Origin of the sequence: Chryseobacterium sp. 6424 (assembly GCF_003692615.1) — a bacterium.
Taxonomy (GTDB): Bacteria; Bacteroidota; Bacteroidia; order Flavobacteriales; family Weeksellaceae; genus Kaistella.
In genome coordinates, this window is sequence record NZ_CP023540.1 from 2,003,822 (window position 1) to 2,028,568 (window position 24,747).

At 43.6% G+C, this 24,747-nt stretch carries 22 protein-coding genes; 9 read left to right on the forward strand and 13 right to left on the reverse strand.

The window, feature by feature from the left end:
- Positions 1 to 9: 9 nt before the first annotated feature.
- The 3 genes from CO230_RS09330 to CO230_RS09345 form a co-directional block, all read right to left on the reverse strand.
- Entirely contained in the window at positions 10 to 2,067 is a 2,058-nt protein-coding gene (locus CO230_RS09330; RefSeq protein WP_162990016.1) for a hypothetical protein, read from the reverse strand.
- A 13-nt stretch (positions 2,068 to 2,080) separates the two neighbouring features.
- A complete protein-coding gene (gene cas6 / locus CO230_RS09335) occupies positions 2,081 to 2,863 on the reverse strand; it encodes a CRISPR-associated endoribonuclease Cas6 (protein ID WP_122028348.1) in 783 nt (260 codons plus the stop codon).
- A gap of 345 nt (positions 2,864 to 3,208) precedes the next feature.
- Positions 3,209 to 4,135 (reverse strand): malate dehydrogenase, encoded by a 927-nt coding sequence (locus CO230_RS09345; RefSeq protein ID WP_122028350.1) that lies wholly within the window; start codon positions 4,133 to 4,135, stop codon positions 3,209 to 3,211.
- 267 nt (positions 4,136 to 4,402) lie between these two features.
- Between CO230_RS09345 and epsC the strand changes: the two genes are divergently transcribed.
- Positions 4,403 to 5,215 (forward strand): serine O-acetyltransferase EpsC, encoded by an 813-nt coding sequence (epsC, locus tag CO230_RS09350; protein WP_122028351.1) that lies wholly within the window; start codon positions 4,403 to 4,405, stop codon positions 5,213 to 5,215.
- Positions 5,216 to 5,262: 47 nt separating this feature from the next.
- The gene (cysK, locus tag CO230_RS09355; RefSeq protein ID WP_122028352.1) at positions 5,263 to 6,192 is read left to right on the forward strand and encodes a cysteine synthase A; all 930 of its coding nucleotides are present in this window, start codon (positions 5,263 to 5,265) and stop codon (positions 6,190 to 6,192) included.
- Positions 6,193 to 6,224: 32 nt separating this feature from the next.
- Here the strand turns inward: cysK and CO230_RS09360 are convergent, their stop codons facing one another.
- From CO230_RS09360 to CO230_RS09405, 10 genes are all read right to left on the reverse strand, one after another.
- Positions 6,225 to 6,959 (reverse strand): hypothetical protein, encoded by a 735-nt coding sequence (locus tag CO230_RS09360; protein WP_122028353.1) that lies wholly within the window; start codon positions 6,957 to 6,959, stop codon positions 6,225 to 6,227.
- Between the two features lie 4 nt (positions 6,960 to 6,963).
- Positions 6,964 to 7,983, reverse strand: a complete 1,020-nt coding sequence (locus tag CO230_RS09365) for a hypothetical protein (RefSeq protein ID WP_162990017.1) — start codon at positions 7,981 to 7,983, stop codon at positions 6,964 to 6,966.
- Positions 7,984 to 8,026: 43 nt separating this feature from the next.
- Positions 8,027 to 8,581, reverse strand: a complete 555-nt coding sequence (locus CO230_RS09370) for a biliverdin-producing heme oxygenase (RefSeq protein WP_162990018.1) — start codon at positions 8,579 to 8,581, stop codon at positions 8,027 to 8,029.
- A 7-nt stretch (positions 8,582 to 8,588) separates the two neighbouring features.
- The gene (locus CO230_RS09375) at positions 8,589 to 10,778 is read right to left on the reverse strand and encodes an ATP-binding protein (RefSeq protein WP_122028356.1); all 2,190 of its coding nucleotides are present in this window, start codon (positions 10,776 to 10,778) and stop codon (positions 8,589 to 8,591) included.
- A 50-nt stretch (positions 10,779 to 10,828) separates the two neighbouring features.
- Positions 10,829 to 11,845: a nucleoid-associated protein gene (locus CO230_RS09380; RefSeq protein WP_122028357.1), complete on the reverse strand. Its 1,017-nt coding sequence runs from the start codon at positions 11,843 to 11,845 to the stop codon at positions 10,829 to 10,831.
- Entirely contained in the window at positions 11,842 to 12,498 is a 657-nt protein-coding gene (locus CO230_RS09385; RefSeq protein WP_122028358.1) for a hypothetical protein, read from the reverse strand. Before CO230_RS09385 ends, CO230_RS09380 begins: the two co-directional genes overlap by 4 nt.
- A 318-nt stretch (positions 12,499 to 12,816) precedes the next feature.
- Positions 12,817 to 14,715 (reverse strand): molecular chaperone DnaK, encoded by a 1,899-nt coding sequence (gene dnaK / locus CO230_RS09390; RefSeq protein ID WP_122028359.1) that lies wholly within the window; start codon positions 14,713 to 14,715, stop codon positions 12,817 to 12,819.
- A 545-nt stretch (positions 14,716 to 15,260) separates the two neighbouring features.
- The gene (locus CO230_RS09395; protein WP_122028360.1) at positions 15,261 to 17,300 is read right to left on the reverse strand and encodes a TonB-dependent receptor domain-containing protein; all 2,040 of its coding nucleotides are present in this window, start codon (positions 17,298 to 17,300) and stop codon (positions 15,261 to 15,263) included.
- 76 nt (positions 17,301 to 17,376) lie between these two features.
- Positions 17,377 to 17,664: a hypothetical protein gene (locus CO230_RS09400; RefSeq protein WP_162990019.1), complete on the reverse strand. Its 288-nt coding sequence runs from the start codon at positions 17,662 to 17,664 to the stop codon at positions 17,377 to 17,379.
- 138 nt (positions 17,665 to 17,802) lie between these two features.
- A complete protein-coding gene (locus tag CO230_RS09405) occupies positions 17,803 to 18,189 on the reverse strand; it encodes a c-type cytochrome (RefSeq protein ID WP_122028362.1) in 387 nt (128 codons plus the stop codon).
- 144 nt (positions 18,190 to 18,333) lie between these two features.
- On the opposite strand from CO230_RS09405, the gene CO230_RS09410 reads away from it, so the two are divergent.
- The 7 genes from CO230_RS09410 to CO230_RS09440 are packed head-to-tail and all read left to right on the forward strand — an operon-like array spanning position 18,334 to position 24,673.
- Entirely contained in the window at positions 18,334 to 18,825 is a 492-nt protein-coding gene (locus CO230_RS09410; protein WP_122028363.1) for a c-type cytochrome, read from the forward strand.
- 31 nt (positions 18,826 to 18,856) lie between these two features.
- On the forward strand, positions 18,857 to 20,857 hold the full coding sequence (nosZ, locus tag CO230_RS09415; RefSeq protein WP_122028364.1) for a Sec-dependent nitrous-oxide reductase: 2,001 nt from the start codon (positions 18,857 to 18,859) through the stop codon (positions 20,855 to 20,857).
- A 47-nt stretch (positions 20,858 to 20,904) separates the two neighbouring features.
- Positions 20,905 to 21,489 (forward strand): hypothetical protein, encoded by a 585-nt coding sequence (locus CO230_RS09420; RefSeq protein WP_122028365.1) that lies wholly within the window; start codon positions 20,905 to 20,907, stop codon positions 21,487 to 21,489.
- Between the two features lie 31 nt (positions 21,490 to 21,520).
- Positions 21,521 to 21,934, forward strand: coding sequence for a nitrous oxide reductase accessory protein NosL (locus CO230_RS09425; protein ID WP_122028366.1), 414 nt, complete (start codon positions 21,521 to 21,523; stop codon positions 21,932 to 21,934).
- A 6-nt stretch (positions 21,935 to 21,940) separates the two neighbouring features.
- Positions 21,941 to 23,164 carry a nitrous oxide reductase family maturation protein NosD gene (locus CO230_RS09430; protein ID WP_122028367.1) on the forward strand — a complete coding sequence of 408 codons (1,224 nt, stop codon included), beginning with the start codon at positions 21,941 to 21,943 and terminating at the stop codon, positions 23,162 to 23,164.
- A 31-nt stretch (positions 23,165 to 23,195) separates the two neighbouring features.
- Entirely contained in the window at positions 23,196 to 23,909 is a 714-nt protein-coding gene (locus tag CO230_RS09435; protein ID WP_122028368.1) for an ABC transporter ATP-binding protein, read from the forward strand.
- On the forward strand, positions 23,906 to 24,673 hold the full coding sequence (locus CO230_RS09440; protein ID WP_122028369.1) for an ABC transporter permease subunit: 768 nt from the start codon (positions 23,906 to 23,908) through the stop codon (positions 24,671 to 24,673). The genes CO230_RS09435 and CO230_RS09440 overlap by 4 nt, the downstream gene beginning before the upstream one ends.
- Positions 24,674 to 24,747 lie beyond the last annotated feature (74 nt).

Consider the following 24,747-nt stretch of genomic DNA (forward strand, 5'->3'; position numbering starts at 1 on the left):
TTTAAGTTGTTAGTTTATGTGAGTTAATAATTCTTTTGAGGATTGCACTGAGGTCTGCTTGAGTAAAAATTTTATTGCCAAAATGCAAATGTTACGATTGCTATTACCAAGAGGATTGGTCATTAAATCTTCAATCGACCATTTGTCTTCCTTCGTTTGCTCCATTTCTTTAAGGTGCTGATTTGTATTGTAAATAATCTCAGTCAGCAAAGCATAGAAGTTGTCATTTTCTGTTACCAGAGAGTTTATTGTCCTTTCAAATTTTTTATAAGAGGGTTTACCCGTTTCAAAATTGAAATTATTAGCGTAGAAGTAGGTTTGGTAGTCGGTTGCAAATTCCCGAATTCTATTCAACCACCGTTGAAATATATCAGCAGTTATTGAAAGGTTCCTTAAATTATGAAACTCAAAACTTTGCTGGTCTGATTGTGAGAAAAAAATTCGCAACAGTTCATTTAAACCATATTTCTTGAAGTTATAATCTTCATCATAAAAAATTTCGACAATTTCTTCTAAAGTTATTTCTGTATAGTTGAGAGCATCTAAAATGATTCTGGAAAATCCTACTTTTTGGTTCTCATTAGGATTAGTAAGATTGAACGTTATGGTATTCACTTTTTCATCTTTCTGAATCAAGCTGACAATCCATTTACATGCTTCAAAAACTTTCGAATATTCAATATTTATGTTGGGAATTTCTTTGCTTGTAACCTCTTTTTGAGTGAAATAATGAATAAGTTTTTGGTATTGATAAAAGTTGTTTTTTATTGGTAATTCATTTTTATGATCCAGAATTGCGATTTGTTGTTCTAAGCTCCACTCATGGTTTTCTGTTGCTTTTACCAACACTTTGAATAACTCAATCTTATACTCTGAATCATTCCAGGCATCCGTTTTCTCTAATAGTTTTTCAAATGATTTAGATTTATACTTTTTAATAAGCCTTGCGATATATTTAGCCGTCGGAATAAGGTTAGCTTTGCCTATTTCTTCATAATAAACCTCTATAAACCCTGGGGAAACGCCTTCATACTCTACTTTCTTTTTCCCTGATCCAAATACATTTGGGTATAGTAGAAACCAATCTTTGCTTCCTCCCAGTGATTCAATAAAACTATATGCACTTTCATTTCTCGATAAAATTCCTTTTAGCTCTGGGCTGATTGAGGGATTTCTTATAAGCCTTTGTAGCTTTCTAATCAAGGCATTAGGTACTCTGTCAATCTCACAACTTGCACCAGTACCTGAATTAGAAAAACTCCAGAGGTTCAAATCAGAATAAGTCTCTTCCAAATCCTCTTTTTCTGTTAAAATAGCAAGTGCTTTTAGTAAATAATCACCTTTGGCAAAATCACGTATATTCTCGATAGATTCTGCAGATGAAGCGCCCTGTATTTTTTCAGATACAGTTTTTACACTCTGCGCTATCATTTCGCGGGAAAGTTCAAAATTTGAGGAATCTACCAATAAAATTCCCCCTTTATACAATAATGCAGACAATGGCAAAAATTGCAGAATCGCAATACAAATTGGATGAATCTGAATTGGGTATTTAGCCTGAGGCAACGCCTGCGCATCAGAGCCCAATCCACCAATTAAGGGAAACCAGGAACGATTAAGACTGGTATCGGTATTTTCAATATTCTTTAGTTCTTTATTGAGTTGCTTGGCATCCCTGCTTGTGGCAACCAATATTTTTTTCTGTCTTTCAATTTCTTCTTTGTAAAAATCTTGAAAGGATTTATTAAATCTCAGACCCGAAATTTCACAAACCCTTTCTCCATCAGATTCAAAGCCATCCATTATTGCATTTAATAGATGATGATAAGTATTCTCACCTGCATTATTGGCTTTCTTGGCGGGATTAACCAAGGGATTATTCAAGCTAAAAATCATTGTATAGCTTTTCAAACGTTTGTTGATTTCCTTTAAATCAACACTATTGCAAAGCTGTTTCAGAACGAGAGGACTAACCTCCGAAACGCTCTTTAGTTTAGCTAAAGCTTCTATTGTCATCAATGCGTTATTTAGCATTGCATTTCCAGTGTATGTTTTAAATATTGTCATAATCTCTTAATTTCTATTTCATCACCTCCACACATCCGCATCCCATACTATTATACACCCCAACCCCGGCATTCAATAACAACTCCACAAACCGCCGCTCCGCCGTCACGTTTAACTCAAAATTCATCCATCCTCTTATTTTTGTTTCCGCTTCCGTATCGGCCTTGATTGTCAGCAGCCGAGATTTCGGGAGAGTTTTCATAAAGACAGTTCCCATTAGCAACAGGGCACCTTCTGCGCTTTCTTCATCAAAGACAGTGGCTATCTTATTCCTCCAGTTATAAATCAAACATTCCGTAAACCGAGGATCGTCCGGGGGCAGAAAGTCATATTTTCCATTCTCTTTCATCAATCCAGCAACGATGGGGGACAGAGGTCTAATTATAATATTCACGAGTTCATGCTCTTTATAATTCTGCAAAGGATCTGGCAAACTCTCCACTGATTTTACTTTAAAACCCGCCTTCGATTTCTTATCCGCAATTACAACTTCCTCACTCTGAAAAAGTCCTTTCACAAAGCTTTCCATAGCTTGTGGCAAATGAAAACTCACCAGAAAGCTTGCTTCGTGCCCTATCATCAGTAACCGGTCACCCTCAATTCTAAATGGGAAGTTCAGTTGAGAGAACGTAAATAACTTAAAACCTTTTCCATACCCATACTCATGTAGGAAGGATGCATACGAGGCATCACCCTTTGAAAGGATGTGGTAAATGGCCGCACTTAGCGGATATTGATAATTAATAGGCAGGGCGGCAACTGCGCCTGTCCCCTCCAGCCGGATCAAAAATTTCATGTAATATAGTGTAGGAACTTATTGGGATATCATAAGCAAGAAGAATTTCATCATGTGTTTTATACGATAAAGTTAAAATAATAATTAATATATCGACAAATAATATCATATTTCTTCGAATAATATGTAAAAAAATCATACTCTTGATTAGTCCCAAATTTTCGGATTAAAAACTTTCCTATTAATACCATTTCCTTGCATCCTTGTTGCGGAATCCTTCCCGTTTCCTCCCGAAAAACATCCGTTTTGGCAACAAATCCGCAACAACTCCCGAACAAAGCTGCACCAAAACCCATAAAAAAAACCTTCCTGAATGGAAGGTTTTAGATCTATGCTTTGGGATTTTTAGAATTTCAGATCGCCGTTCACCTCGCGAACTGCTTTCGCAGCCGTAGCGAATTTTTCTTTCTCAGCGTCGGTCAGGCTGATCTCTACGATCTTCTCCACACCATCTTTGCCGATGATTGCCGGTACGCCCAGGCAGATATCGCTTTCGCCATATTCACCATCAAGCATCAGGGAGCACGGGATCATCTTCTTGTGGTCGCAAAGGATGGCCTGCACCATTACAGAAACTGCCGCACCCGGCGCGTACCAGGCTGAAGTTCCTAAAAGTTTTGTAAGTGTAGCACCACCAACTTTGGTCTCTTCTATCACGTAAGCCTGTTGCTCATCATTCAGGAACTCAGATACAGGAACGCCGTTGCGTGTCGCCTTGCTCATCAGTGGCAGCATACCGGTGTCGCTGTGCGCAGCGATTACCATTCCGTCCACATCAGAGATCGGACTTTCAAGGGCTTCTGCCAGGCGGTATTTGAAACGTGCAGAATCGAGCGCACCGCCCATACCGATGATCTTGTGCTTCGGTAAGCCGGAAGTCTTATGTACGAGGTAAGCCATCGTATCCATCGGGTTCGATACCACGATGATGATCACATCAGGTGAGTGCTTCACCAGGTTCTCAGTCACTTCCTTCACGATTCCCGCGTTGATGCCGATGAGTTCTTCACGTGTCATGCCCGGTTTTCTTGGGATCCCGGAGGTAATTACGGCTACTTTGGAGCCAGCAGTCTTGCTGTAATCGCCGGTGGTACCGGTAATCTTGGTATCAAAACCATTCAGCGAAGCGGTTTGCATCAGGTCCATCGCCTTGCCTTCGGCAAAACCTTCCTTGATGTCAACTAAAACCACTTCTGAGGCGAAATCTTTCATCGCAATGTACTCTGCGCAACTCGCGCCTACTGCTCCTGCTCCTACTACGGTAACTTTCATAATGTATGATTTATTAAATTTTCAATGTTTTCTCCCCGGGCTGCTTGCCGGTGGGCTGACATTTATTCCGCTTTCGTCTCACCATCATCCCGATGGTGCTCTTTCATTAAAAATGCACACAAATTTAAGAAATTACCTACCGGCAACCAACATTCGGCGTGTTATTTTACCATTTATTTTATGAATCTTCATGATGCTTTTTTACTTATCCCACATCAAGGATTTTGGAGGCATTCTTGCATACCTTTGCATAAATTTTTTCTAGAAATGAGCTTTGCACGACAGCTTACCGAAGGTTACCGAAACCGAAAATTCGATATCGACAAGCGAAAGACCGAAGATTTCATGGAGCGCTTCTTCCGCTTCATTTTCTTTCTGGAGTTGCAACGCTGCTCGGAGATGGGTGAGATAGAGGCACGTCTGCGACAATTCCGGGCAGAGTTTGAAGAGCTGCTGATTTCTGCGGCTGGCGAACAATCCCCCGGAGCCGACTATTTCTTTGAACGTTTCCCGAAAGTATATGAAATGCTGAAAGAGGATGCCACGTTTATATTTGAACACGACCCTGCGGCAAAAAGTGTGGAGGAAGTGATGTTTTCTTATCCCGGTTTTTTTGCGATCGCAGTGTACCGCTTCTCACATGAACTCGAGAGAATGAAAATCCCACTCATCCCCCGCATCTGGACCGAACTGGCACATAGCCGAACAGGGATAGACATTCACCCCGGAGCCACCATCGGCCGTAAGTTCTTCATTGATCACGGCACCGGCATCGTGATTGGCGAGACCACCGTCATTGGCACACAGGTAAAACTGTACCAGGGTGTGACGCTAGGCGCATTATCGGTTAACAAAGACCTACAGCACGAAAAAAGACATCCCACCATTGAAGACCGCACGGTAATCTATGCCAATGCCACTATACTTGGCGGCGATACGGTGATCGGCACCAACTCCCTAATCGGTGGTAATGTGTGGATTACAGAAAGTGTGGCACCAAATTCGGTGGTCTTTCACAAAGGACTCGTCACCGTTAAAAATAAAATGCCGGTAAACGAGCCTATTAATTTCATCATCTGAAACAAGCATCTGCTTACCTAAATATCAACGATTTAAAAACAACTTATATGAAAATGAACACCGTTTTAGACGCCATTGGTAATACCCCCATTGTGCGCCTGCAAAATCTTTTCGGCCAGCACGAAGTCTGGATGAAGCTTGAAAGACAAAACCCGGGCGGCAGCATTAAAGACCGGATCGCATTAGCAATGATTGAAAAAGCCGAGAAAGAAGGCAAAATAAACAAAGACACCCTAATTGTAGAGCCTACCTCGGGTAACACTGGCGTTGGACTCGCGATGGTTTGTGCGGTAAAAGGCTATCAATTGATACTTGTAATGCCGGAGAGCATGAGTGTGGAGCGCCGCAAACTTATGTCGGCTTACGGTGCGAAGTTTGTGCTTACCCCGCGTGAACTCGGCACCTCTGGCGCAGTAAAGAAAGCGCTGGAAATGGCTGAGGACCTCGAAAATGTGTGGATTCCGCAACAGTTTGAAAACCAAGCCAACCTGGAGATACACCGGCAGACGACGGCACAGGAAATCCTGAACGATTTTCCCGAAGGTTTCGATTATTTGATTACCGGTGTAGGTACCGGCGGACATATTACCGGCGTCTCTGAGATCCTGAAAAAAGAGTTCGCAAACCTTAAAAGCTATGCTGTAGAACCTAAGGATTCCCCGGTCATTTCAGGTGGCAGCCCGGGTCCACACCCGCTACAGGGCATTGGCGCGGGCTTTATCCCAAAAGTACTGAACACGGATATTCTTGACGGCACCATCCAGGTAGAGAAGGAAGAAGCTTTCGCTTTCACCAAAAAACTGGCCCAACACGAAGGCATTCTGGCCGGTATTTCCACTGGTGCTTCATTGGCGGCAATTCAGCAGAAACTGTCAGAAATCCCGGAAGGTTCGCGCATCCTCACCTTTAATTACGATACCGGTGAACGGTATTGGTCTGTAGAAGGACTGTTTGGCGAAAACATCTTTGAAGGTTAAACAATGCAAGCTGTCTTACAAAGGCAGCTTTTTTATTGGTAACGTTTCTGGCATTTGGGGCACACGTACGTTTTGCGCTTTATCTTACCCATTTCTTCGATGGCCAGTTCGGATTTGTCTTTAGGGCAGTTCTTTCTTCCGTAAACGAGGGTTTTCTCTTTCACCTCTTCTTTTTTAGACTGTTCCAAAAACTCGAAGGCATAATTAACCACTGTTTCAATGAGATAGATGAGTTTCTTTTCAGGGATGTCCTTCACAAGGCTTTCAGGGTGAATCTTCGCGCGGTACAGCGCTTCTATGCGGATGATGTTTCCTACGCCTGTAAACAGTTGCTGCTCCATCAGGGCGTCACCAATCATTTTTTCGGCATATTCCTGCTGAAGTGTACTAAGTATATATTGGCCATCAAATTCTTCTTTCAGGATGTCGGTACGGTAATCAAAATGCTTATCGGGTTTACCGTTAATCAGTTTGGTTTTGGAGATATAAAAATTAATTTCCTCGTCCCCGAAATGCAGGGTGAAACTGGCGTTGGATTTTTTCCTTTTGTTGATGAGTACACTACCGAACAAACCCAGATGAACAGTGACAAAAAAGTCTTTAAACACGAAAATGAGGTTTTTGCCAAACGCGTCAATATCCATCAATTTGATGTTATGCAGTGGCGTTTTGTCCATTTCACCATAACCGGTGGCTTCAGTAACGGTTTTTCCTTTAAAACGGACTAATCGGTTTTTAAGATTCAATATCGTAGGTCCTTCGGGCATGATGTTATGATTTGTTTAAAGTTTGTCTGGTACGTACAGATACCTCATATATTTTTCGGCGGATCTGCTGCATACGCCCGACTGGCTGAAGTTCGGGTGCATTCTCGAAAGGATCGAAAGAGAGATTTTCATATTCCATCGTGTGATACGCGGTGATATCCTGTTGCGGCAGGATGATCTTCCCGACGGTTACAAATTTCGAGTGCCGCTCGCGCCAGTTCTTGAGCAGATTGTTCACCGGCGTGAGCTTTTCATTCACCGCCAACTGCACCTGCAGGTCAAGCGAAAGGTCATTATTTCTAAAAAAATCTTCCAGATAAGCCTTTTGATCCAATTGGTTGCCTTTTTCAATTACCCGTGTGAAATTAGGTTTTAACCGGATCTTTGCCACACGGTCACCCAGGCGGAAACATCCAATCGAATGATACTGATAAGACGGCAGAACCTGTCGTTCGATATCCAATACTTTAAGGACATTACGTACCACGCTTCTGACTTGTCTGTCGAAGAAAATACTCATCCCCGCCCGCAGCAGCGCAGGGACTTTCAAAGCAGCTCGGAAGACATTGCGCCCAACTGCGATAAAAAAATGATTGGCTTTGATATGGATATTCAGGAATTTCGCGACTGAATTGGTGATGAACACCGGCAGATTGACGAGTGGGAATTTCGCGCTTACCGGTAAAGTCTTGTTGTAGATCTTCAATGAGCAACCATACAGCGGATATTCCCATTTACCCCCCAGCACAAAAAAGTTGGGATGCGAATACCGAATGATAACCCCCAGATTACTGCCCTGCAGCAGCGCCTGAAAATCGGCGGCCTCATTTTTCACCGGGACGAAGTGCCCACGAACAAAACCAAACGCTCGGGCATGCGCATTGCGCGTATGATGTGGTGTTTTATTAACTTTCCGCGATGCTTTTACGGCTTGTTCAACCAGTTGAAGGTCTTCTGCGAGCAACTGTTCTTCCTCGGCTGTCAGCGCATCCATCTGTGGGGAATACGAAAGATATTTTTTCATAATCAGGTTTTCAGGCATTCATCAAAAATGAAACCACGCCCGGTTATTCTGCCCACTGCAATAGGAAATGGTAGGCTTTCTCGGCACCACAGATACAGTCGCTGTAGGCTTCAGTCGTCATTTCGCGGTCGAGAATTTCCTTGAAGTTCTTCCACCGTGAGCCGGTATGGTCGCCATATATGCGGAAGTACGCGAACGGAGCCTGTATAAACGCTGCGTTGGCCGATAACTGTTTGGCCATCATGGTCCCGCCGATTGTAGCGCCTTCCATCACATAGAGCAATCCCCACGCTTCGGCGGTATTCTTTATAGACATGGGTTTTATGTTAAGTGAAACGGGCACTTCCAAAACCTGCAGGTCCTGTATCACCAATGGTAACTTGCGGCGTTGCGGCAGATTGATGTCGCTTGCTGCGCTTACAGGTAGCCGTGCAAATATCTGTTCTTCAGTGGCGGCCAGCAGCGCGAAGTTATGCTTAAGGAGTCGGGTATAATCTTCAAGAGAAAAAGTACCGCTAAAGATACCTTCTGAATTGAATTTCGCTTCCGTGAGGTCGTGGAGATGGCGGGTCTGTGTCTTTAAAATTTCTGAAATCATGCTGCTTCTATGGTTTTCTGAATACCAGGCTAAAGGTACTGCCTTCGCCTTCTTTACTTTCATACGAAATATTGCCGCCCAGCCGTTTCATGATGCGGTGTACGATGGAGAGTCCCACGCCGTTCCCCTGAAAACCTTTGGCGTTATCCATCCGGTTGAATATCTTGAACATTTTTTCCTGTGCTTTGGCCGGGATGCCGATGCCATTATCTTTGATGGTATATACTACAGTATCGTCTTGAACAGTCCCATTGATTTCCACGCGTGGCATTTCACTTTTGCTTGAATACTTCACCGCGTTACCGATAATGTTCAGGAAGGCCTGCATCAGCATGGTTTCATCAGCAAGGACTTTGGGCATGTTACCCAGCACAATTTCGGTGGTCTGGCTGATGGTGAGTTGGGCATCATAGCATATTTTTTTGATGAGGCCGGCGGTTTCCAGTTCCTGCAGGTTAAGTTCGGATGATTTCGCACGGCTCAATTGCAATACGCCACGCATCATATTCTCCATCCCCAATATTTCCTGCAAAATGCTCGAGATGCGTTTCTGCACCTGCGGATTATCGTAATGGGTACGCTCCAGCAATTGGGCGTTAAGTTTCATTACCGTCAGCGGAGTGCCGAGGTCATGGGAGATGGTGTATGAAAAACTGTCGAGTTCTTCATTAAGGTTCTTAAGTTCCTCATTCAGTTCCTGTACACGGCGGAACTGCGTATAAGTGGTTTCCAGGATGGCCGTCACCACTTTCTTGGCCGCAAAAATATCACGGTTTTTCCATGGCGTGGCTTTGCCTTTGATGTTTTCTATATAAGTGGCAAAAGATTTCCGTGGGGAGATCACCATCTGTTTATCGCCATTCAGCAGCGTTTCCGCAGTATCTTTAGAAGGATTACCGGCCCAGAGTTTCTGTGTATCCACTTCTTTGCGGAACCAGATCAGCAATTCATTGCGGCGGTCATCGGTAAAACCAAACATCACGCCTGCCGCGTTCTGTATTGGTCCCATATTACCTTCAAGCGAATGGCTAAAATCATCTGTGGAATAGAAATTATTTAATGGGTTTTCGCGCGCGTACTGCACTATTTTCAGGATATCATCCTCATCAGGCACGTCACCGGAAGTCCGGATGTGTTGCCCTACGACTACAGCCAAGCCATCCGCCTCCGGGTACCGGCGGATTTCATCCATATTACTGAACAGCGATTCCTCGAGGCTTTCATATTGCTGAAACTGATTTTTGAGTACCTGTATCCGTTTATCCAGTTCGATATTATCTTCGAGTGCCTGTCGGGATTTATAGGAGGTATAGGCGTTGGCGGCGATTACGGTAAAGACCTCTGAACGTATACGGTTGACGAGATCAATATGTTTTGGCACTGTATTCTGGCAGGTCACCATGCCCCAAAGCCGGTTTCCCACCACAATCGAGGTACTGAAGGCGGAGGATACACCGGTGTTTTTAAGATACTGCCCATGTACCGGAGACATGGCCCGCATCGTACAATACGTAAGATCGAGCGGGCTGTCGCTGCTGCTGATAATAGGTACCGGTGCGCTGTACACGTTGCTGAAGATACGCTTGCGTTTTTTCAAGTAAAGTTCGCGGGCCTGGCGCGGAATATCACTTTCAGGATAATGCAGGTGCATGAAACTTTCGACATCATCTTTCACCTTTTCGGCAATCACCTTACCGCTGCCATCTTCCAGGAAACGGTACACCATGATGCGGTCGTAGCCTATCGCATCATGTATGGCATTCAGCAACTGCTGCCAAATCTCCCCGGAGGTGGCGGCACTGCTGATGCTTTCGTATTTTTTCGATACGAAGGTGCGCTGAATGAAATACTCGAGCACCCGCTCCAGTTCCAAGAAGATATTTCCGTTGTAGCGGTAGATGGTGAGGTGATATATTTGCTCACGCAGTGTGATCTTATCCAAAAAGACATCTACTTCGCGCAGTTCATTCAGGTTAAGGTTCTGCAAAACGACTGAACTTAGCAGTTCCGCAAAGACAACAGGTTCTTCCTGCATTTTCTTGCCAAAATGTTCAGGACTGAGGGCTACTATTTCGCTGATATTCTCGCTGAAGAATTTCAGGGTATGCGTTTCAGCATCAAGACCTATAAGATATCCGAAGTTTTGTATATGACCGGATGTATGAATTTTCTCCTCGTGGCAATCGGCTAATTTCATAAAAAAAGGTAATAGGAAGATAACCTAACAAAGGTAATGATTTATCATTACTAATTCTCTTTTTCGAAGTACAGGCGGTAGTATTTGCCTTTTTCATCCTGCCCGGTCTCGATCATTTTACGGTCGCCGTGTACATAAATATGGAAGTTTTTATCGAGTTTGATGACACTTTTGAAGTGACGCCCCTGTTTCTTAACCGCTGCCTCATTTATAGCAAAATCTTCTGAGATGGACACTTGCATTTCCTGCTCATAATCAGACTTAAAATTACCAAAACTTTCAATCACATGTTCATCCTCCAACACTTCTTTGGTAAAAGTCTCATAATCGAAGGTTTCCTTTTCTTTGAAAAAGTTGATGGATTTATTCAGAAAATCGGCCTGGTCGGCTTTTGAAACCTCGAATTCCTGCGGCAGCTGCTTGGTGATGAAATCTTTGTACACGGTAAGGGTTTCCTGGGTGTGGAAATACTCATCGTCGCGCTGTTTCACTTTCAGGAAGTGCTCGAACCAGTAATCGGCATCGCCGTTTTTATTGTTATCGACCACCGAAACCGCGAAACCTGTTTCCTTGCTGCTGTTGTAGATCAGTGCGCCTTTATCGAGTTTTGAAAGCCCGATCCCGTAATCCTTTTCAATGTCAAAAGTTTCGCCCTGCGGGAAGATCTTGAGGAAAGGATTTTTATTTTCAGTCTTGAAAATACCTACGGAATCCACCTTGCTGCCATCCTGGTTTTCTTCGCCTTCAAAATAAACGATGAAAACTTCGCCGTTTTGCACTCGTGGATTTTCAGTTGCATCGTAAAGGTGTTCCGCGATATTCTGTGATTCCTGTACAAAGTTCCTGCTGTCCTCAAATATTTCTGAAACCGCCCCGTACACCGGATTATTCACCAAATAAGTTTCGCTGTAAAAACGGAACTGTTCTTCAGATTTAAAGGCTTTTAGGAAGAAATCTTCGAGGAGATCCGTCATCTCTTCATCGAGTTGGAGCTCTTCCTGCGAAAGGATGAGCGACTCCTGATTGATGCGGTTACCGACTTTGTGAACGATTATTTTTGAGATCATAATTTGCGAAGTATTTTAAGCATTTTGTTTACTTTTCTTTTGTGAGATATTTCTAAAGAAATATTTGCGTGATTATTGGCTTCATAAAAATTATGAATTTCCAAAAATTCCATCTCCATCAATTCAATTATCTCCACATACTTATTTAAAACTTTTTCACTAAATTCTTGATCATCTATTTGTTTATCTCCTACAAACTCTATAATATTCATCATTAACAAAGCAGAATATTCATCAGAATCAATCAACGCATAATTGGTAGCACTTTCAAATAACTTAAATAAAATTCTTTTATATGCGAGATATCTCTGAGTTTTTTCAATCTGTTCTTGTCTTCTGTCGGGAGATATACCTTGAGCACCTATCGCAACAAAAGAGCATCCAATATGTTCCTTTTCTAATATCGGAATGACCTGAATACAAGTATGCAAAACAGACCAAATTTCATTGCTATTCGTAAGATACGAAAATCTATTTTTTGATTCCCGATGATTCTTATCGTAAAATTTAATGGCAATAACGTTCTTATCAAAAACTTCACACTCAATAAAATAAGTGATATTTGATTTCGTTGAGCGAAAAACAAAAAGATGAGCAATAACTTGCCCATCTTTATATTTCCTCCGATGATTTCTTATCGGATAAACTTTCATTATTTTAGTAAAAGATTACTCCATAATCTCTTATATGGATTATAAAATCTTACCAACTTAGCATCACTCAAGGGAGCCACTTTATCTGTTCCTATCGGCTTCCAATTAAGTCTATCAGCTTTTCTAGTGCTGGCAAGACTTCCTTTTCGCGAAGGTACCTTTTTATTCATTACAATGATTTTTACTTTGCAAATGTATGCAAATTTTTTACCAATTCATAACAAGTGACAAATACACAAGGCTCAAGCAAAATAATACTTGACTGAAAAATCGCCGCAAACCTAGGTTTGCGGCGATCAATATTATCAGAAAGCAGTTTTACTTCACTTCTTCGAAATCAGCATCCTGCACATCGTCAGCACCTGTGTTTCCACCAGGGTTACCCTGCGAAGGATCTGCACCCGGCTGACCTTGCTGGCCTGCTGCATACATTTCCTGTGAAGCTGCCATCCAGGCTGCGTCTAGCGCTTCGGTTTTGGTTTTAATGCTTTCGATGTCTTTCGATTCGTAGGCTGTTTTCAGTTCAGCTGCGGCAGATTCTACAGCTGCTTTTTTGTCAGCAGAAAGTTTGTCGCCAAACTCTTTCAGTTGCTTTTCAGTCTGGAAGATGAGACCGTCCGCTTTGTTCAGTACTTCTACTTCTTCTTTCTTTTTGGCATCCGCCGAAGCATTTTCTTCAGCCTCGCGTTTCATTCTTTGGATTTCATCGTCTGAAAGTCCTGAACTCGCCTGAATCTTGATCGACTGCTCTTTACCGGTTCCTTTATCTTTCGCGGAAACATGCAGGATTCCGTTCGCATCGATATCAAAAGTTACCTCAATCTGCGGAACACCTCTTGGCGCTGGCGGAATGTCTGTCAGGTCAAATCTTCCGATCTCCTTGTTGTCGTTGAACATCGGTCTTTCACCCTGTCCTACTCTGATCGATACTGCTGGCTGGTTGTCGCTCGCGGTAGAGAATACCTCCGATTTTTTAGTTGGGATGGTGGTGTTTGCCTCGATAAGTTTCGTGAACACAGAACCCATGGTTTCGATACCAAGAGAAAGCGGCGTAACGTCTAACAGAAGAACGTCTTTCACGTCACCTGTTAAAACTCCACCCTGAATTGCCGCTCCAATCGCCACTACCTCATCCGGGTTCACCCCTTTTGAAGGTTTTTTACCGAAGAATTTCTCTACTTCCTCCTGAATGATCGGGATTCTTGTAGAACCACCTACTAAAATCACTTCATCAATGTCTGAAACTGTTAGTCCGGCATCAGAAAGCGCTTTCTTACAAGGCTCCATCGATCTTCTTACCAGATCAGCGGAAAGTTGCTCGAACTTAGCTCTGGTAAGCGTTTTCACCATGTGTTTCGGGCCGGTTGCGGTTGCGGTAATATATGGCAGGTTGATCTCAGTCTGTGACGATGAAGAAAGCTCGATCTTCGCCTTTTCAGCAGCTTCTTTCAAACGCTGAAGCGCGATCGCGTCCGCCTTTAAGTCAACGCCTTCCTCTGCTTTGAACTCATCAGCCATCCAGTTGATGATCACATCATCGAAGTCATCACCACCCAGGTGCGTGTCACCGTTCGTGGACAGTACTTCAAAAACGCCGTCTCCCAGGTCAAGGATAGAAACGTCGAAAGTACCACCACCTAAATCATACACCGCGATCTTCTGGTCTTTGTGCGCTTTGTCCATCCCGTAAGCCAACGCTGCTGCCGTAGGCTCGTTGATGATTCTTTCAACAGTTAAACCAGCGATCTCACCGGCTTCTTTCGTAGCCTGTCTTTGCGCATCGTTGAAGTATGCCGGAACCGTAATTACCGCTCTCGTCACTTCCTGGCCGAGGTAATCTTCCGCCGTTTTCTTCATTTTCTGAAGCGTCATGGCCGAAATTTCCTGTGGTGTATATTCTCTGTCGTCTATCTTTACTTTTACGGTATCATTCGGTCCGCTCACCACCTGGTAAGGCACGCGGTTGATCTCGTTCGCGTCATCTTTGAAGTGGGTACCGATAAATCTTTTGATCGAATAAATCGTCTTGTTCGGGTTGGTCACAGCCTGTCTTTTAGCCGGGTCGCCCACTTTTCTTTCGCCATCTTCTGTAAAAGCCACGATAGAAGGCGTGGTTCTTTTCCCTTCTGCATTTGGGATCACCACTGGATCCTTCCCCTCCATTACAGCTACACAGGAGTTGGTGGTTCCTAAATCGATTCCGATTATTTTGCTCATATACGTAAGTTTTTTTGTTACATTAATTATTTATTACTGCTGCTTTCTCCAAATGCATACCAAGGAAAAAAGTGTGACAAAATGACATTTTTTATCTTGAATGTGAAGGTATGCCACTTTTGTTTTGAAGAATTATCCCGCGCATTGCCTTGCCCTTTTCTATCAAGTACTTTAAATTATTTTTAAATTTATTAATATTAATTTAGATATAATTAAGCAAATATTGCAAATACTTGAATTGTATGTTGCAGAAATGGACGGGACTTGTTGTTATATCATTTCTACACGTTGATATAGCATTTCTGTACATTGATATATCATTTCTGCATGTTGATATACCATTTCTGTACGTTGATTTACCATTTCTGCACGTCGCGGAGGCATTTCTACACCTTGCGCAGACATTTCTATACCTTGCGCACACGCTTCTTTGCAACATCCAATGGTTTTTCCATTTCTTTAATTGTTTTAATAAAGGTCGCTCTCATTAATAAAAGAAAACACGCCCTAGCAGAAATGTTTTGCCCTTGCTCAGTTTAAAAATATCAGAATGAACAGGTGAAACCGATATTGAAACTGCGTCCACGTTCAAAGATACGGCGGCTTTTATCATCGGAACGGGTTCGGCTAAGGTGTTCAGCATACGCCCGGTCGAACAGATTGGTGATTTCCGCATCTAAATACGCATTTCTGAATAATCCGTACCTAGCAGACAGGTTCGCTACGAAGAAATCAGGTGTTTTAAGTTCACCAAAATCTGGGTTTACCCGGTTTTGTGCCGCCGCATACCGTAAATTGGCTGCTATAGTCACCGGTGACAGATTTGCCTGCAACTTCCACCGGATGTCTAAAGGGGATACCTCGGGTAAGGGTGTCTTCGTGTCGAGATCTTCGGCATAGGTATAGGCCACCGCCATTTCAGATGTTAGTTGTGGCAAGATTTTCCAGTTCAGCCTCGATTCAAAACCAGTTTTCATGGCTCGGTTTGTATTTTGCATCTGCCGCACGCCCGGACTCATCATGGATGCCGGCATGATGTCGCGACGAATAATACCAGAGATATAATCATCAAGCCGTGAATAAAATACATTTGCCTGGAAAAAGACTTTCCCGCGGGTGTAAGAGTAAATGAGGTCGGTCTGGGTGTTGGTTTCAGGCTTCAGATGTGGATTTCCCAATACTTCATAATTATCATTCCCGACCACGAAAAGGTTAATGTAACGCTCTGTAAGGCTGCCGCTGCGCTGTGCACGGCCTAGCCACAAGGCCAGCTGGCTGTTATCATTCAGATTTTTGGTGTAGCCCAAACTCAGGTGATGGTTAAGGTCTTCCGCAGATATATTGCCATATAATTTCCTGAACAGTTCAGAAGGTTTACCTGCATCGGCCATATTGTAGTCGAGCCTTGCGGAGGCTGTAAATTTAGCACCCAAGAACCACCGCTGATATTCCGCAAACCAACCCAGTTGCGCGATTTCGGCATTTTGCCACGCGCTGCCATCGCGGGGTTTCATACCCGGCATCATGGGCATCACCATCCTGATGTTTTCTGCCTGCTCATGCTTATAATCAACCCCGGTATAGAGGATGTTGCCCTCCCAGGATTTTTTAAGTTCGGCACGACCGCCATACGTAATAGATTTCACATCAGAGACCATTGACCGGTTCGCCGTCCCCATGGAATGATCTACGACTGAATAGTAAGTGTTGACATCAAGCTGATTAAAGAAAGATCCGTTGAATGCTGCCAAATGTTTTAGCTGGAACATCCACGTTTTATCATAAATAAGATCCATCTGCAAAGCGGCAAACTCTACATCACGCCCTTGGTTGGTATTTATCTGAAAGGTTGTGAGCTGACCGTCATTCCATTTAAAGTTACCTTTTGTCCCCACGTTATATTGAAGGAATGCCGAAGGCACTTCATTTCCGTCGCCATCTGTATACCGGTTGCCGGTTTGGTACGAGCCAAACAAGTCCCAAACGATTTTTTTAGAGGAAACCTCTGTGAAGATTTCATTTCTGAAGATACTTCCGTTACTTTCAAAACCTGTTGTAATTCGGCCATTCAATAAGGGTTTTTCTGTAAAAACCGGTTTCATGGTAATGAAATTCACGGTGCCGCCAAAACTGCTTCCGTTCCTGAAATGGTAAGGTCCTTTGAAAATTTCGGCTTCCTGTACCATATTCATGTTTATCTGGCTTACCGCAGGATCCATCCGGCTTGGGCAGGCGTTTACCGCATTGGCGGCACCATCGATAACGATATTGAGTTGCTCATATTTAAAACCGCGCAACACAGGATCGGTCGCATAATTACCGGCTTTTCTGATGCCTGAGATTTCGGGAAGCGCGTTTAAAAAGCGGCCGGCATCATGGTTCAGCAAATCGGTATTTGAGGGAGAGATTTTAGACTTGTTTTTATCGTGGCTGTTGATCTTTACGATTTTCACGACTTCGATATCACGTACGGCAAGGCTGTCGAGTGGATGGTTTTGGGCAAACGCCAACACTGCGGAACTCAGCAGAATTGGCATAAGCCCTTTTCTCAGTCCAGCTTGGACTGAAGAAACAAATAAGTTCATTGGAAATTTAAATTTTAAGATTAATGATTTACGCACCTTCGATACAGATGCGGAAAGGATCAATGGTTTTTAAAATTTAAATATTAGGTGGTGGATTGGGCACGCCAATGAAGATTTGGCTCCATATTTTAACCGAGATTTCAGAAGTTACATTAACCGTAGCCAGCTCAGTAGTATCCTGAAGAGGAATATCATGCATGACTGTATTGATAAACGTAAATATTAGGCTGCTGAAATTGTAGCTTTCTGAAGTATTCTGCGATTGTTTGTTGGCCTGGCATTTCCCATGACACTGCATGGCAGGACGGTTTTTGTTTTCACAAACTGTTTCATAATAGGCTCGGTTTAGCTGATAATCCGCCAATAACAACAGATTCTTGCTGCCCGAAAAAAATATTATGAAAGAAAACAATATGAAAGATACCCGTTTCATTTCTGCCAGTCACCAATAAACACCCAGTCCTGTTAAAAGGAACGCTGCGCAAAACAGGCAGCGTTCTTTTTATTTTTTAAGGGTAAGAATATATTCCACCATTTTTTTTGCGTTCTCTTTGCTCATGCCTGCGTGCGGTGTCATTGGGATTTGCCCCCAAACGCCCTGGCCACCTTCGATAATTTTTTCTGCCAAATAATCCATATCCGCTTCACTATATTTATCGGCTACTTCTTGATAAGAAGGCCCTACAAGACGTGCATCGGTTTTGTGACAGGTAAGGCAGTCCGCACCTTCGATAAGCGCCAGTCCTTCATGTTTGCCAGCGGCCGCAGAATCTACTGTTTTCACGATTGGCTCTTCAAGCATTACATTACTTTCTTTGCTTACTTCAGGTGTATTCTTACTGCATGATACTCCTACTATTAACAGAGCGATTGCTAAATATTTGTTCATTTTATTAAATTTTTACCAAAAATATCTTAATTTTACTTTAACTACAAAGCAAATTTCAGGATAAAAATCATATAATATATATGACTGGAATCATACTTGCATTCGGTTTAATGTCCCTAATTTTGAACTATAAACAACTGAATTATGAAGTCACTAAAGACCGTTGCATTCGCGACCCTGACATTCGCCCTATTTTCTTGCGGAGGCGATAGTAAAACAGATTCCATCCCAACTGCCTCAACAACTGAAACTACCGAAGCAGGCGCAACAGCAGCATCCGGAGCCTCAGATTACGACCCTAAGAGAGGTTTAGGTCCGCACGAAAACATCGATGTATCTAAATTTGATCCTGCCATGGCAGCTGCCGGGAAAAAGATTGCTGATGTAAAATGTACCTCTTGCCATAAACCAACGGAAGAGAAACTTGTAGGCCCAGGCTGGAAAGGTGTTACACAAAGACAAACCCCAGAATGGATCATGAACTTCATCTCGAATCCTGACCCGATGATTGATGTGGACCCTGAATTACAGAAACAACTGGAACTTTGTCTGGTAAGAATGCCAAACCAAGGACTAGCTGATAACGAGGCCCGCGAGATCTTGGAATACATGCGCGAAATCGACGGCGCGAAGTAACTTTTCCGACAGCAAAAAAAATCAATATATAATGAAAAGTCTTAAATTATTCGGACTGGCATCCGCAGTGGCCTTAAGTGCCCTTACAGGATGTAAACCAAAAGGCACGGAAACCGCCGTGAGCGGCGACGCTGCACAGAAAGTGTATGTGGCGCCCGGCAAATATGATGAGTTCTATAACTTCGTCAGCGGTGGTTTCAATGGCCAGGTAAACGTGTATGGATTACCCAGCGGCCGCCTGCTGAAAGTACTGCCGGTATTCTCTCAGAACCCTGAGAACGGTTACGGTTATAGTGAAGAAACCAAACCTATGCTACAGACTTCCCACGGATTCATCCCCTGGGATGACCAACACCACCTTTCCCTTTCGCAAACCAAAGCTGAGATTGACGGAAGATGGTTGTTTGCCAATGCCAACAATACCCCACGCGTAGCCAGGATCGACCTGAAAACATTTAAAACAGTTGAGATTCTGGAAATCCCGAACTCTGCCGGCAACCACTCCTCCCCCTTCCTTACCGAAAACACGGAATATGTAGTGGCAGGAACACGTTTCGCAGTACCGATGGATGACCAAAACGGTGATGTCCCCATTAATTCCTTTAAGGAAAACTTCAAGGGTGTACTTTCATTTATCGGGATTGATCAGCAAACCGGGGGCATGGACCTTTCTTTCCAAATAGAAGCGCCGGGCATCAACTTCGACCTTTCGCACGCCGGTAAGGGAAAATCTGGGGACTGGTTCTTCTTCTCCTGCTACAACTCCGAGAAAGCCAACACTTTATTAGAAGTTAACGCTTCGCAAAATGATAAAGACTTCATCATGGCTGTGAACTGGAAAAAAGCGGCAGAACTTGCCAAAGCCGGAAAAGGCCGCAAAGTGACCACTGAGTACGCACATAACAAATGGGACGAAGCTACGCACAGCGCCACTTCTACCATGAAAAAAGAGGTGATCGTACTTTCGGTACAGGACATGAAAGACGCGATGTATATGATCCCTTGTCCTAAATCTCCGCACGGGGTAGATATCGACCCAACCGGCGAATATATTATCGGTTCAGGGAAACTGGCAGCGCTGATCCCAGTGTTCAGTTTTGATAAGATCCAGAAGGCGATCGCAGACAAAGCGTTTGCCGGGGAATTTGACGGAGTACAGGTGATTAAATACGAAGCCGCATTATACGGTGAAGTTCAGAAACCAGGCCTTGGCCCATTGCATACCGAGTTTGATGGCAAAGGAAATGCCTACACCTCGATGTTCGTGTCATCAGAGGTTGTGAAATGGAACATCAAAGACCTTAAAGTCCTTGACAGACAACCAACCTATTATTCCGTAGGTCACCTGATGATCCCTGGCGGCGACTCTGGCAAACCTTTCGGTAAATATCTGGTCGCTTATAACAAGATCACCAAAGACCGTTACCTGCCGACAGGACCTGAGCTCGCACAATCCGCACAGCTTTACGACATCACAGGTGATAAGATGCAGCTATTGCTGGACTTCCCTACCTTCGGTGAACCCCACTATGCACAAGCGCTCCCCGGAGAGATGATTTCGAAAAACCAGGTGAAGTTCTTTAATATCGCCGATAACAAGCACCCGTATGTAACCAAGGGAGAAGCCGAAAGCAAGGTAGTGCGTGAAGGCAACAAAGTGCACGTTTATATGACCTCCATCCGTTCGCACTTCGCGCCGGATAATATCGAGGGCATCCGGGTTGGTGATGAAGTTTACTTCCACGTAACCAACCTCGAGCAGGATTGGGATGTACCGCATGGTTTCGCGATCCTAGGAAATGAGAACGCCGAACTCCTCATCATGCCAGGGGAAACCTGCACGCTGAAATGGGTACCGAAAAAGCCAGGCATGTTCCCAATGTACTGTACCGACTTCTGTAGCGCACTGCACCAGGAAATGCAGGGATATGTGAGGGTGTCGCCAGCCGGCAGCAATACGCCACTCATCTATTCTCTCAACAATAAGAAAGACAATGCTCAGAGCCCTGTCAAAACAGGTGAAACTAAGTAAATCAGAAATAAAGGGCAGAGATTTCTGCCCTTTTTAATTCAATCGAAATGAAAAATAATGCTTTAACCAAACTCTCCCGTATCTTGCTTGCGGTATGTGGTGTTGCGCTGGCAGTTTCTATTTTTGTCCCCTTGTGGTCTATTTACCTGACCGCACCCCAATATCCGGAAGGTCTTGCCATGTTTTTATGGCCGAACAAGATTACCGGCGAATATGAAATCATCAATGGGCTGAACCATTATATCGGCATGAAAACCATTCATCCGGAGGACTTCTGGGAGTTTAAAGTGCTGCCTTACGCGCTTGGTTTCTTTGCGCTGCTCTGCTTCCTTACAGCTTTCCTGAACAAAAGATCACTCCTCTATATTCTAGCTGTACTTTTCATGCTCTTCGGCATCGCCTTCATGGTAGATTTCTGGCTGTGGGAGTACGATTACGGGCATAATCTGGATCCCAACGCGGCCATTGTAGTACCCGGCATGTCGTATCAGCCACCATTGATCGGGTTCAAACAACTGCTGAACTTCGGTGCCTATTCTTACCCGAATATCGGTGGCGGAATTATGTTTGGCGTTGCGATAATTTTGGCTATCTTAGCGTTTATAGAGTACAGAAAAACCAAATCTGTTTAAAAAATCAGTTCCACATATTAACAATTAATTTATGATGACTTTTACCAAAACCTTAGTTGCAGCAGCCTCGGTGCTGGCTATTCTTTCCTGTCAAAAAAGCGGCCCGAAAGACTTCGCACTCGGAAAAGACCAGTGCGACAACTGCCGTATGACGATTACTGAGGTGGGTTACGCTACACAACTGCTTACTGATAAAGGGCGTGCCTATAAGTTTGATGACATCATGTGTATGAACATGTATGAAACCGCCAACCCGGACAAGGCCAAGAACGCAAAACTGTATGTAATAGATTTCCCGAGCGGTAAATTCCTTGAAAAAGCCAAAGCCATCTTCGTAAAAGGCGGAAGCATAAAATCCCCGATGGGCGGCAACATACAAGCCTATCAAAATAAGGCCGCCGCCGAGAAAGCTACCGCATCTTTGGGCGCAAGTATAACTAAATAAAAAAACATGCTCAGATTAGTATTGCTCGTTTTACCGATATTGCTTTTTTCAAAAGTATTGAAAGTGGGTAAAAATGAACAATTCAGGACCATTAACCAAGCTGTCGCCGCATCGCAAAGTGGCGACAGTATTTTAGTGTACCAAGGCATTTACCGCGAAGGCAACATCAACATCACAAAGCCCCTGTCGCTGATTGGGATTGGCCAGCCAGTACTGGACGGGCAAATGAAGTACGAAATCATATCAATGCGGGCGAACAACATCCGTATCAAGGGATTCCGCATTATCAACTCCGGCGAGGATGAAATAAAAAACATCGGTGCCATACGCCTTTACGACAGCCAGTACTCTACCATTGAAGACAATATATTCGAGAATAACTATTTCGGCATCTACATCCAGCGGGGCTACCGCTGCCTCATCCAACGTAACAGAATTACCTCTTCCCGCGCAAAGTCGCAGGAAAAAATCGGTGACGGCATCCATGCGTGGGTAAGCGAAGAAATCTGGATTAAAAACAACTATATCGAAGGCCATAAAGATGGCATCTATCTTGAAAAAGTGATTAAATCCTACATCTACAGCAATTACTCCAAGCGTAATTTGAGGTACGGACTGCACTTTATGTCCTCTAATGATGACGTGTACGTAAATAATGTATTTGATAATAACAATGCCGGTGTAGCGGTGATGTACAGCAATAATGTAGGCATGGTGGGCAACCGTTTCATCAACAATTGGGGAGATGCCAATTACGGATTATTGCTGAAGGACATCAGTTTCAGTAAAATTAAGCACAACCGGTTTTCAAGCAATACCACAGCCATTTTCATGGACGGCGCTACCAAAGTAGATCTTTTCAAAAACACCTTCGAAGACAACGGATGGGCGATGAAAATCAACTCTAACTGCATGGAAAACCGCGTGATAAATAATAATTTCATCAATAACACTTTTGACGTCAGCACATCGGGCACGATGGCCATGAACGACTTCAAGCGCAACTATTGGGACAAATATGAAGGCTATGACCTGAACCGGGATAAGATTGGTGATGTACCCTTCCACCCACTCAGCCTATATGCGGTATTGGTAGAAAACAATCCTTCGATCATGCTGCTGTTCCGTACCTTCTTTGTAGACCTGCTGGATAAGACCGAGAAGATCATCCCCAGCCTTACGCCCGAAAACTTTGTAGATGAGGAACCTTTGATGAAAAAAGTTTCTTGAGCCCACTTACATAAAAAAGCAGCTAACTGCCATGATAGAAGTAAAAAATTTAACCAAGAAATTCAACAGATTTACGGCGCTTGATGACATCAGCCTGCAGTTTACCAATACGAAATCGGTCGCACTGATAGGCCCCAACGGCTGTGGTAAAACTACGCTGATAAAATCTATACTTGGGCTAAATGTGATTGAAACCGGCGACATCCTGGTAGAAGGCAAAAGTGTAAAAGATGATTACCGCTACCGCAGCACCATTGGTTATATGCCACAAATTGGGCGTTACCCAGAGAATATGACGATTGGGCAAACCATAAAAATGATTCGGGAAACCCGTAAACTGCCACAGGAGCAGCTTGATGATGAACTTCTAAAGAAGTTTGAACTCGAAAAGATATACGATAAAAAAATGGGGACCCTTTCGGGCGGAACCACGCAAAAAGTCAGCGCCGTGCTCGCCTTCATGTTCAACCCAAAGATCATTATACTTGATGAGCCAACCGCTGGTCTTGACCCATTGGCCTCGGAAATCCTGAAAAAGAAAATCATCCGCGAAAAAGACAAGGGCAAACTCATCATCATTACTTCGCACCTGTTGAGCGAGCTTGATGATATGGTGAATGAAATTGTATTTATGAACGATGGCAAAATCATCATTCATCAGTCTGTGGCGGATTTGATGACCGAAAGAAAATCAGAAAAGATCTCCGAATCGATTGTCAGCATCTTAAAAGAAATGAAAAAATGAACCAGATCGCGCGCTTTATCCTCTTTGATATTTTAAAAAACAAAATCGTCATCTTTTATACCATTTTGCTGTTCATTATTTCGTGGTCGGTACTGGGTTTAGAGAGTAATTATACCAAAGCCACGCTTAGCCTGCTGAATGTGGTATTGCTGGTGGTACCGCTGGTGAGCATTATCTTTTCCACGATTTATGTGTATAACAGCAGCCAGTTCATTGAGTTGCTGCTCAGTCAGCCTGTTGCCAGAAGCCGGGTGTGGTTCAATATATTCTTAGGACTTTCAACAGCGCTGGTGCTTGCGTTTCTTATTGGCTGTGGCATCCCCATTTTCTTATATGCCTCCTTAGAAACTGGGTTTTCGCTGATTATTATCGGGGTGTTATTATCGGTGATCTTCACTTCATTTGCCATGCTTTCTGCCATCATCAGCCGCGACAGGGCCAAAGGAATCGGCCTCTCCATTTTTATCTGGATTTTCTTCAGCATCATATACGATGGTATTCTGATGATCCTGATGTTTCAGTTTGCGGAATATCCTATTGAAGGAATTATGGCGACATTGGCAGGTCTGAATCCGGTAGGACTATCAAGGATTTTCGTATTACTGCAACTGAATATTTCAGCGATGCTTGGCTATTCGGGGGCAATTTTCCAGCAGGTTTTCGGTTCTGGGGGCGGCATGGGGATTTCGTTGCTTGTCCTGTTGATTTGGGCTACCGTGCCATTTTTACTCTCACTCATTAAATTCAACAGAAAAGACCTATAATATCTGTCAAAAGTCACTGATAACCATCACTTTGTATGATTGCAGTCATACACATCATTCTGATTTTGAATGTA

What these genes read in the sequence shown, in the direction of transcription:
- CO230_RS09375 (WP_122028356.1), bottom strand. Translation starts at nt 10,778, where the DNA reads ATGAAATTAGCCGATTGCCACGAGGAGAAAATTCATACATCCGGTCAT.
- CO230_RS09330 (WP_162990016.1), bottom strand. Translation starts at nt 2,067, where the DNA reads ATGACAATATTTAAAACATACACTGGAAATGCAATGCTAAATAACGCA.
- CO230_RS09430 (WP_122028367.1), top strand. Translation starts at nt 21,941, where the DNA reads ATGCTCAGATTAGTATTGCTCGTTTTACCGATATTGCTTTTTTCAAAA.
- CO230_RS09435 (WP_122028368.1), top strand. Translation starts at nt 23,196, where the DNA reads ATGATAGAAGTAAAAAATTTAACCAAGAAATTCAACAGATTTACGGCG.
- CO230_RS09360 (WP_122028353.1), bottom strand. Translation starts at nt 6,959, where the DNA reads ATGCCCGAAGGACCTACGATATTGAATCTTAAAAACCGATTAGTCCGT.
- CO230_RS09410 (WP_122028363.1), top strand. Translation starts at nt 18,334, where the DNA reads ATGAAGTCACTAAAGACCGTTGCATTCGCGACCCTGACATTCGCCCTA.
- CO230_RS09385 (WP_122028358.1), bottom strand. Translation starts at nt 12,498, where the DNA reads ATGAAAGTTTATCCGATAAGAAATCATCGGAGGAAATATAAAGATGGG.
- CO230_RS09420 (WP_122028365.1), top strand. Translation starts at nt 20,905, where the DNA reads ATGAAAAATAATGCTTTAACCAAACTCTCCCGTATCTTGCTTGCGGTA.
- CO230_RS09425 (WP_122028366.1), top strand. Translation starts at nt 21,521, where the DNA reads ATGATGACTTTTACCAAAACCTTAGTTGCAGCAGCCTCGGTGCTGGCT.
- cysK (WP_122028352.1), top strand. Translation starts at nt 5,263, where the DNA reads ATGAAAATGAACACCGTTTTAGACGCCATTGGTAATACCCCCATTGTG.
- CO230_RS09395 (WP_122028360.1), bottom strand. Translation starts at nt 17,300, where the DNA reads ATGAACTTATTTGTTTCTTCAGTCCAAGCTGGACTGAGAAAAGGGCTT.
- CO230_RS09405 (WP_122028362.1), bottom strand. Translation starts at nt 18,189, where the DNA reads ATGAACAAATATTTAGCAATCGCTCTGTTAATAGTAGGAGTATCATGC.
- dnaK (WP_122028359.1), bottom strand. Translation starts at nt 14,715, where the DNA reads ATGAGCAAAATAATCGGAATCGATTTAGGAACCACCAACTCCTGTGTA.
- nosZ (WP_122028364.1), top strand. Translation starts at nt 18,857, where the DNA reads ATGAAAAGTCTTAAATTATTCGGACTGGCATCCGCAGTGGCCTTAAGT.
- cas6 (WP_122028348.1), bottom strand. Translation starts at nt 2,863, where the DNA reads ATGAAATTTTTGATCCGGCTGGAGGGGACAGGCGCAGTTGCCGCCCTG.
- CO230_RS09365 (WP_162990017.1), bottom strand. Translation starts at nt 7,983, where the DNA reads ATGAAAAAATATCTTTCGTATTCCCCACAGATGGATGCGCTGACAGCC.
- epsC (WP_122028351.1), top strand. Translation starts at nt 4,403, where the DNA reads ATGAGCTTTGCACGACAGCTTACCGAAGGTTACCGAAACCGAAAATTC.
- CO230_RS09345 (WP_122028350.1), bottom strand. Translation starts at nt 4,135, where the DNA reads ATGAAAGTTACCGTAGTAGGAGCAGGAGCAGTAGGCGCGAGTTGCGCA.
- CO230_RS09380 (WP_122028357.1), bottom strand. Translation starts at nt 11,845, where the DNA reads ATGATCTCAAAAATAATCGTTCACAAAGTCGGTAACCGCATCAATCAG.
- CO230_RS09440 (WP_122028369.1), top strand. Translation starts at nt 23,906, where the DNA reads ATGAACCAGATCGCGCGCTTTATCCTCTTTGATATTTTAAAAAACAAA.
- CO230_RS09370 (WP_162990018.1), bottom strand. Translation starts at nt 8,581, where the DNA reads ATGATTTCAGAAATTTTAAAGACACAGACCCGCCATCTCCACGACCTC.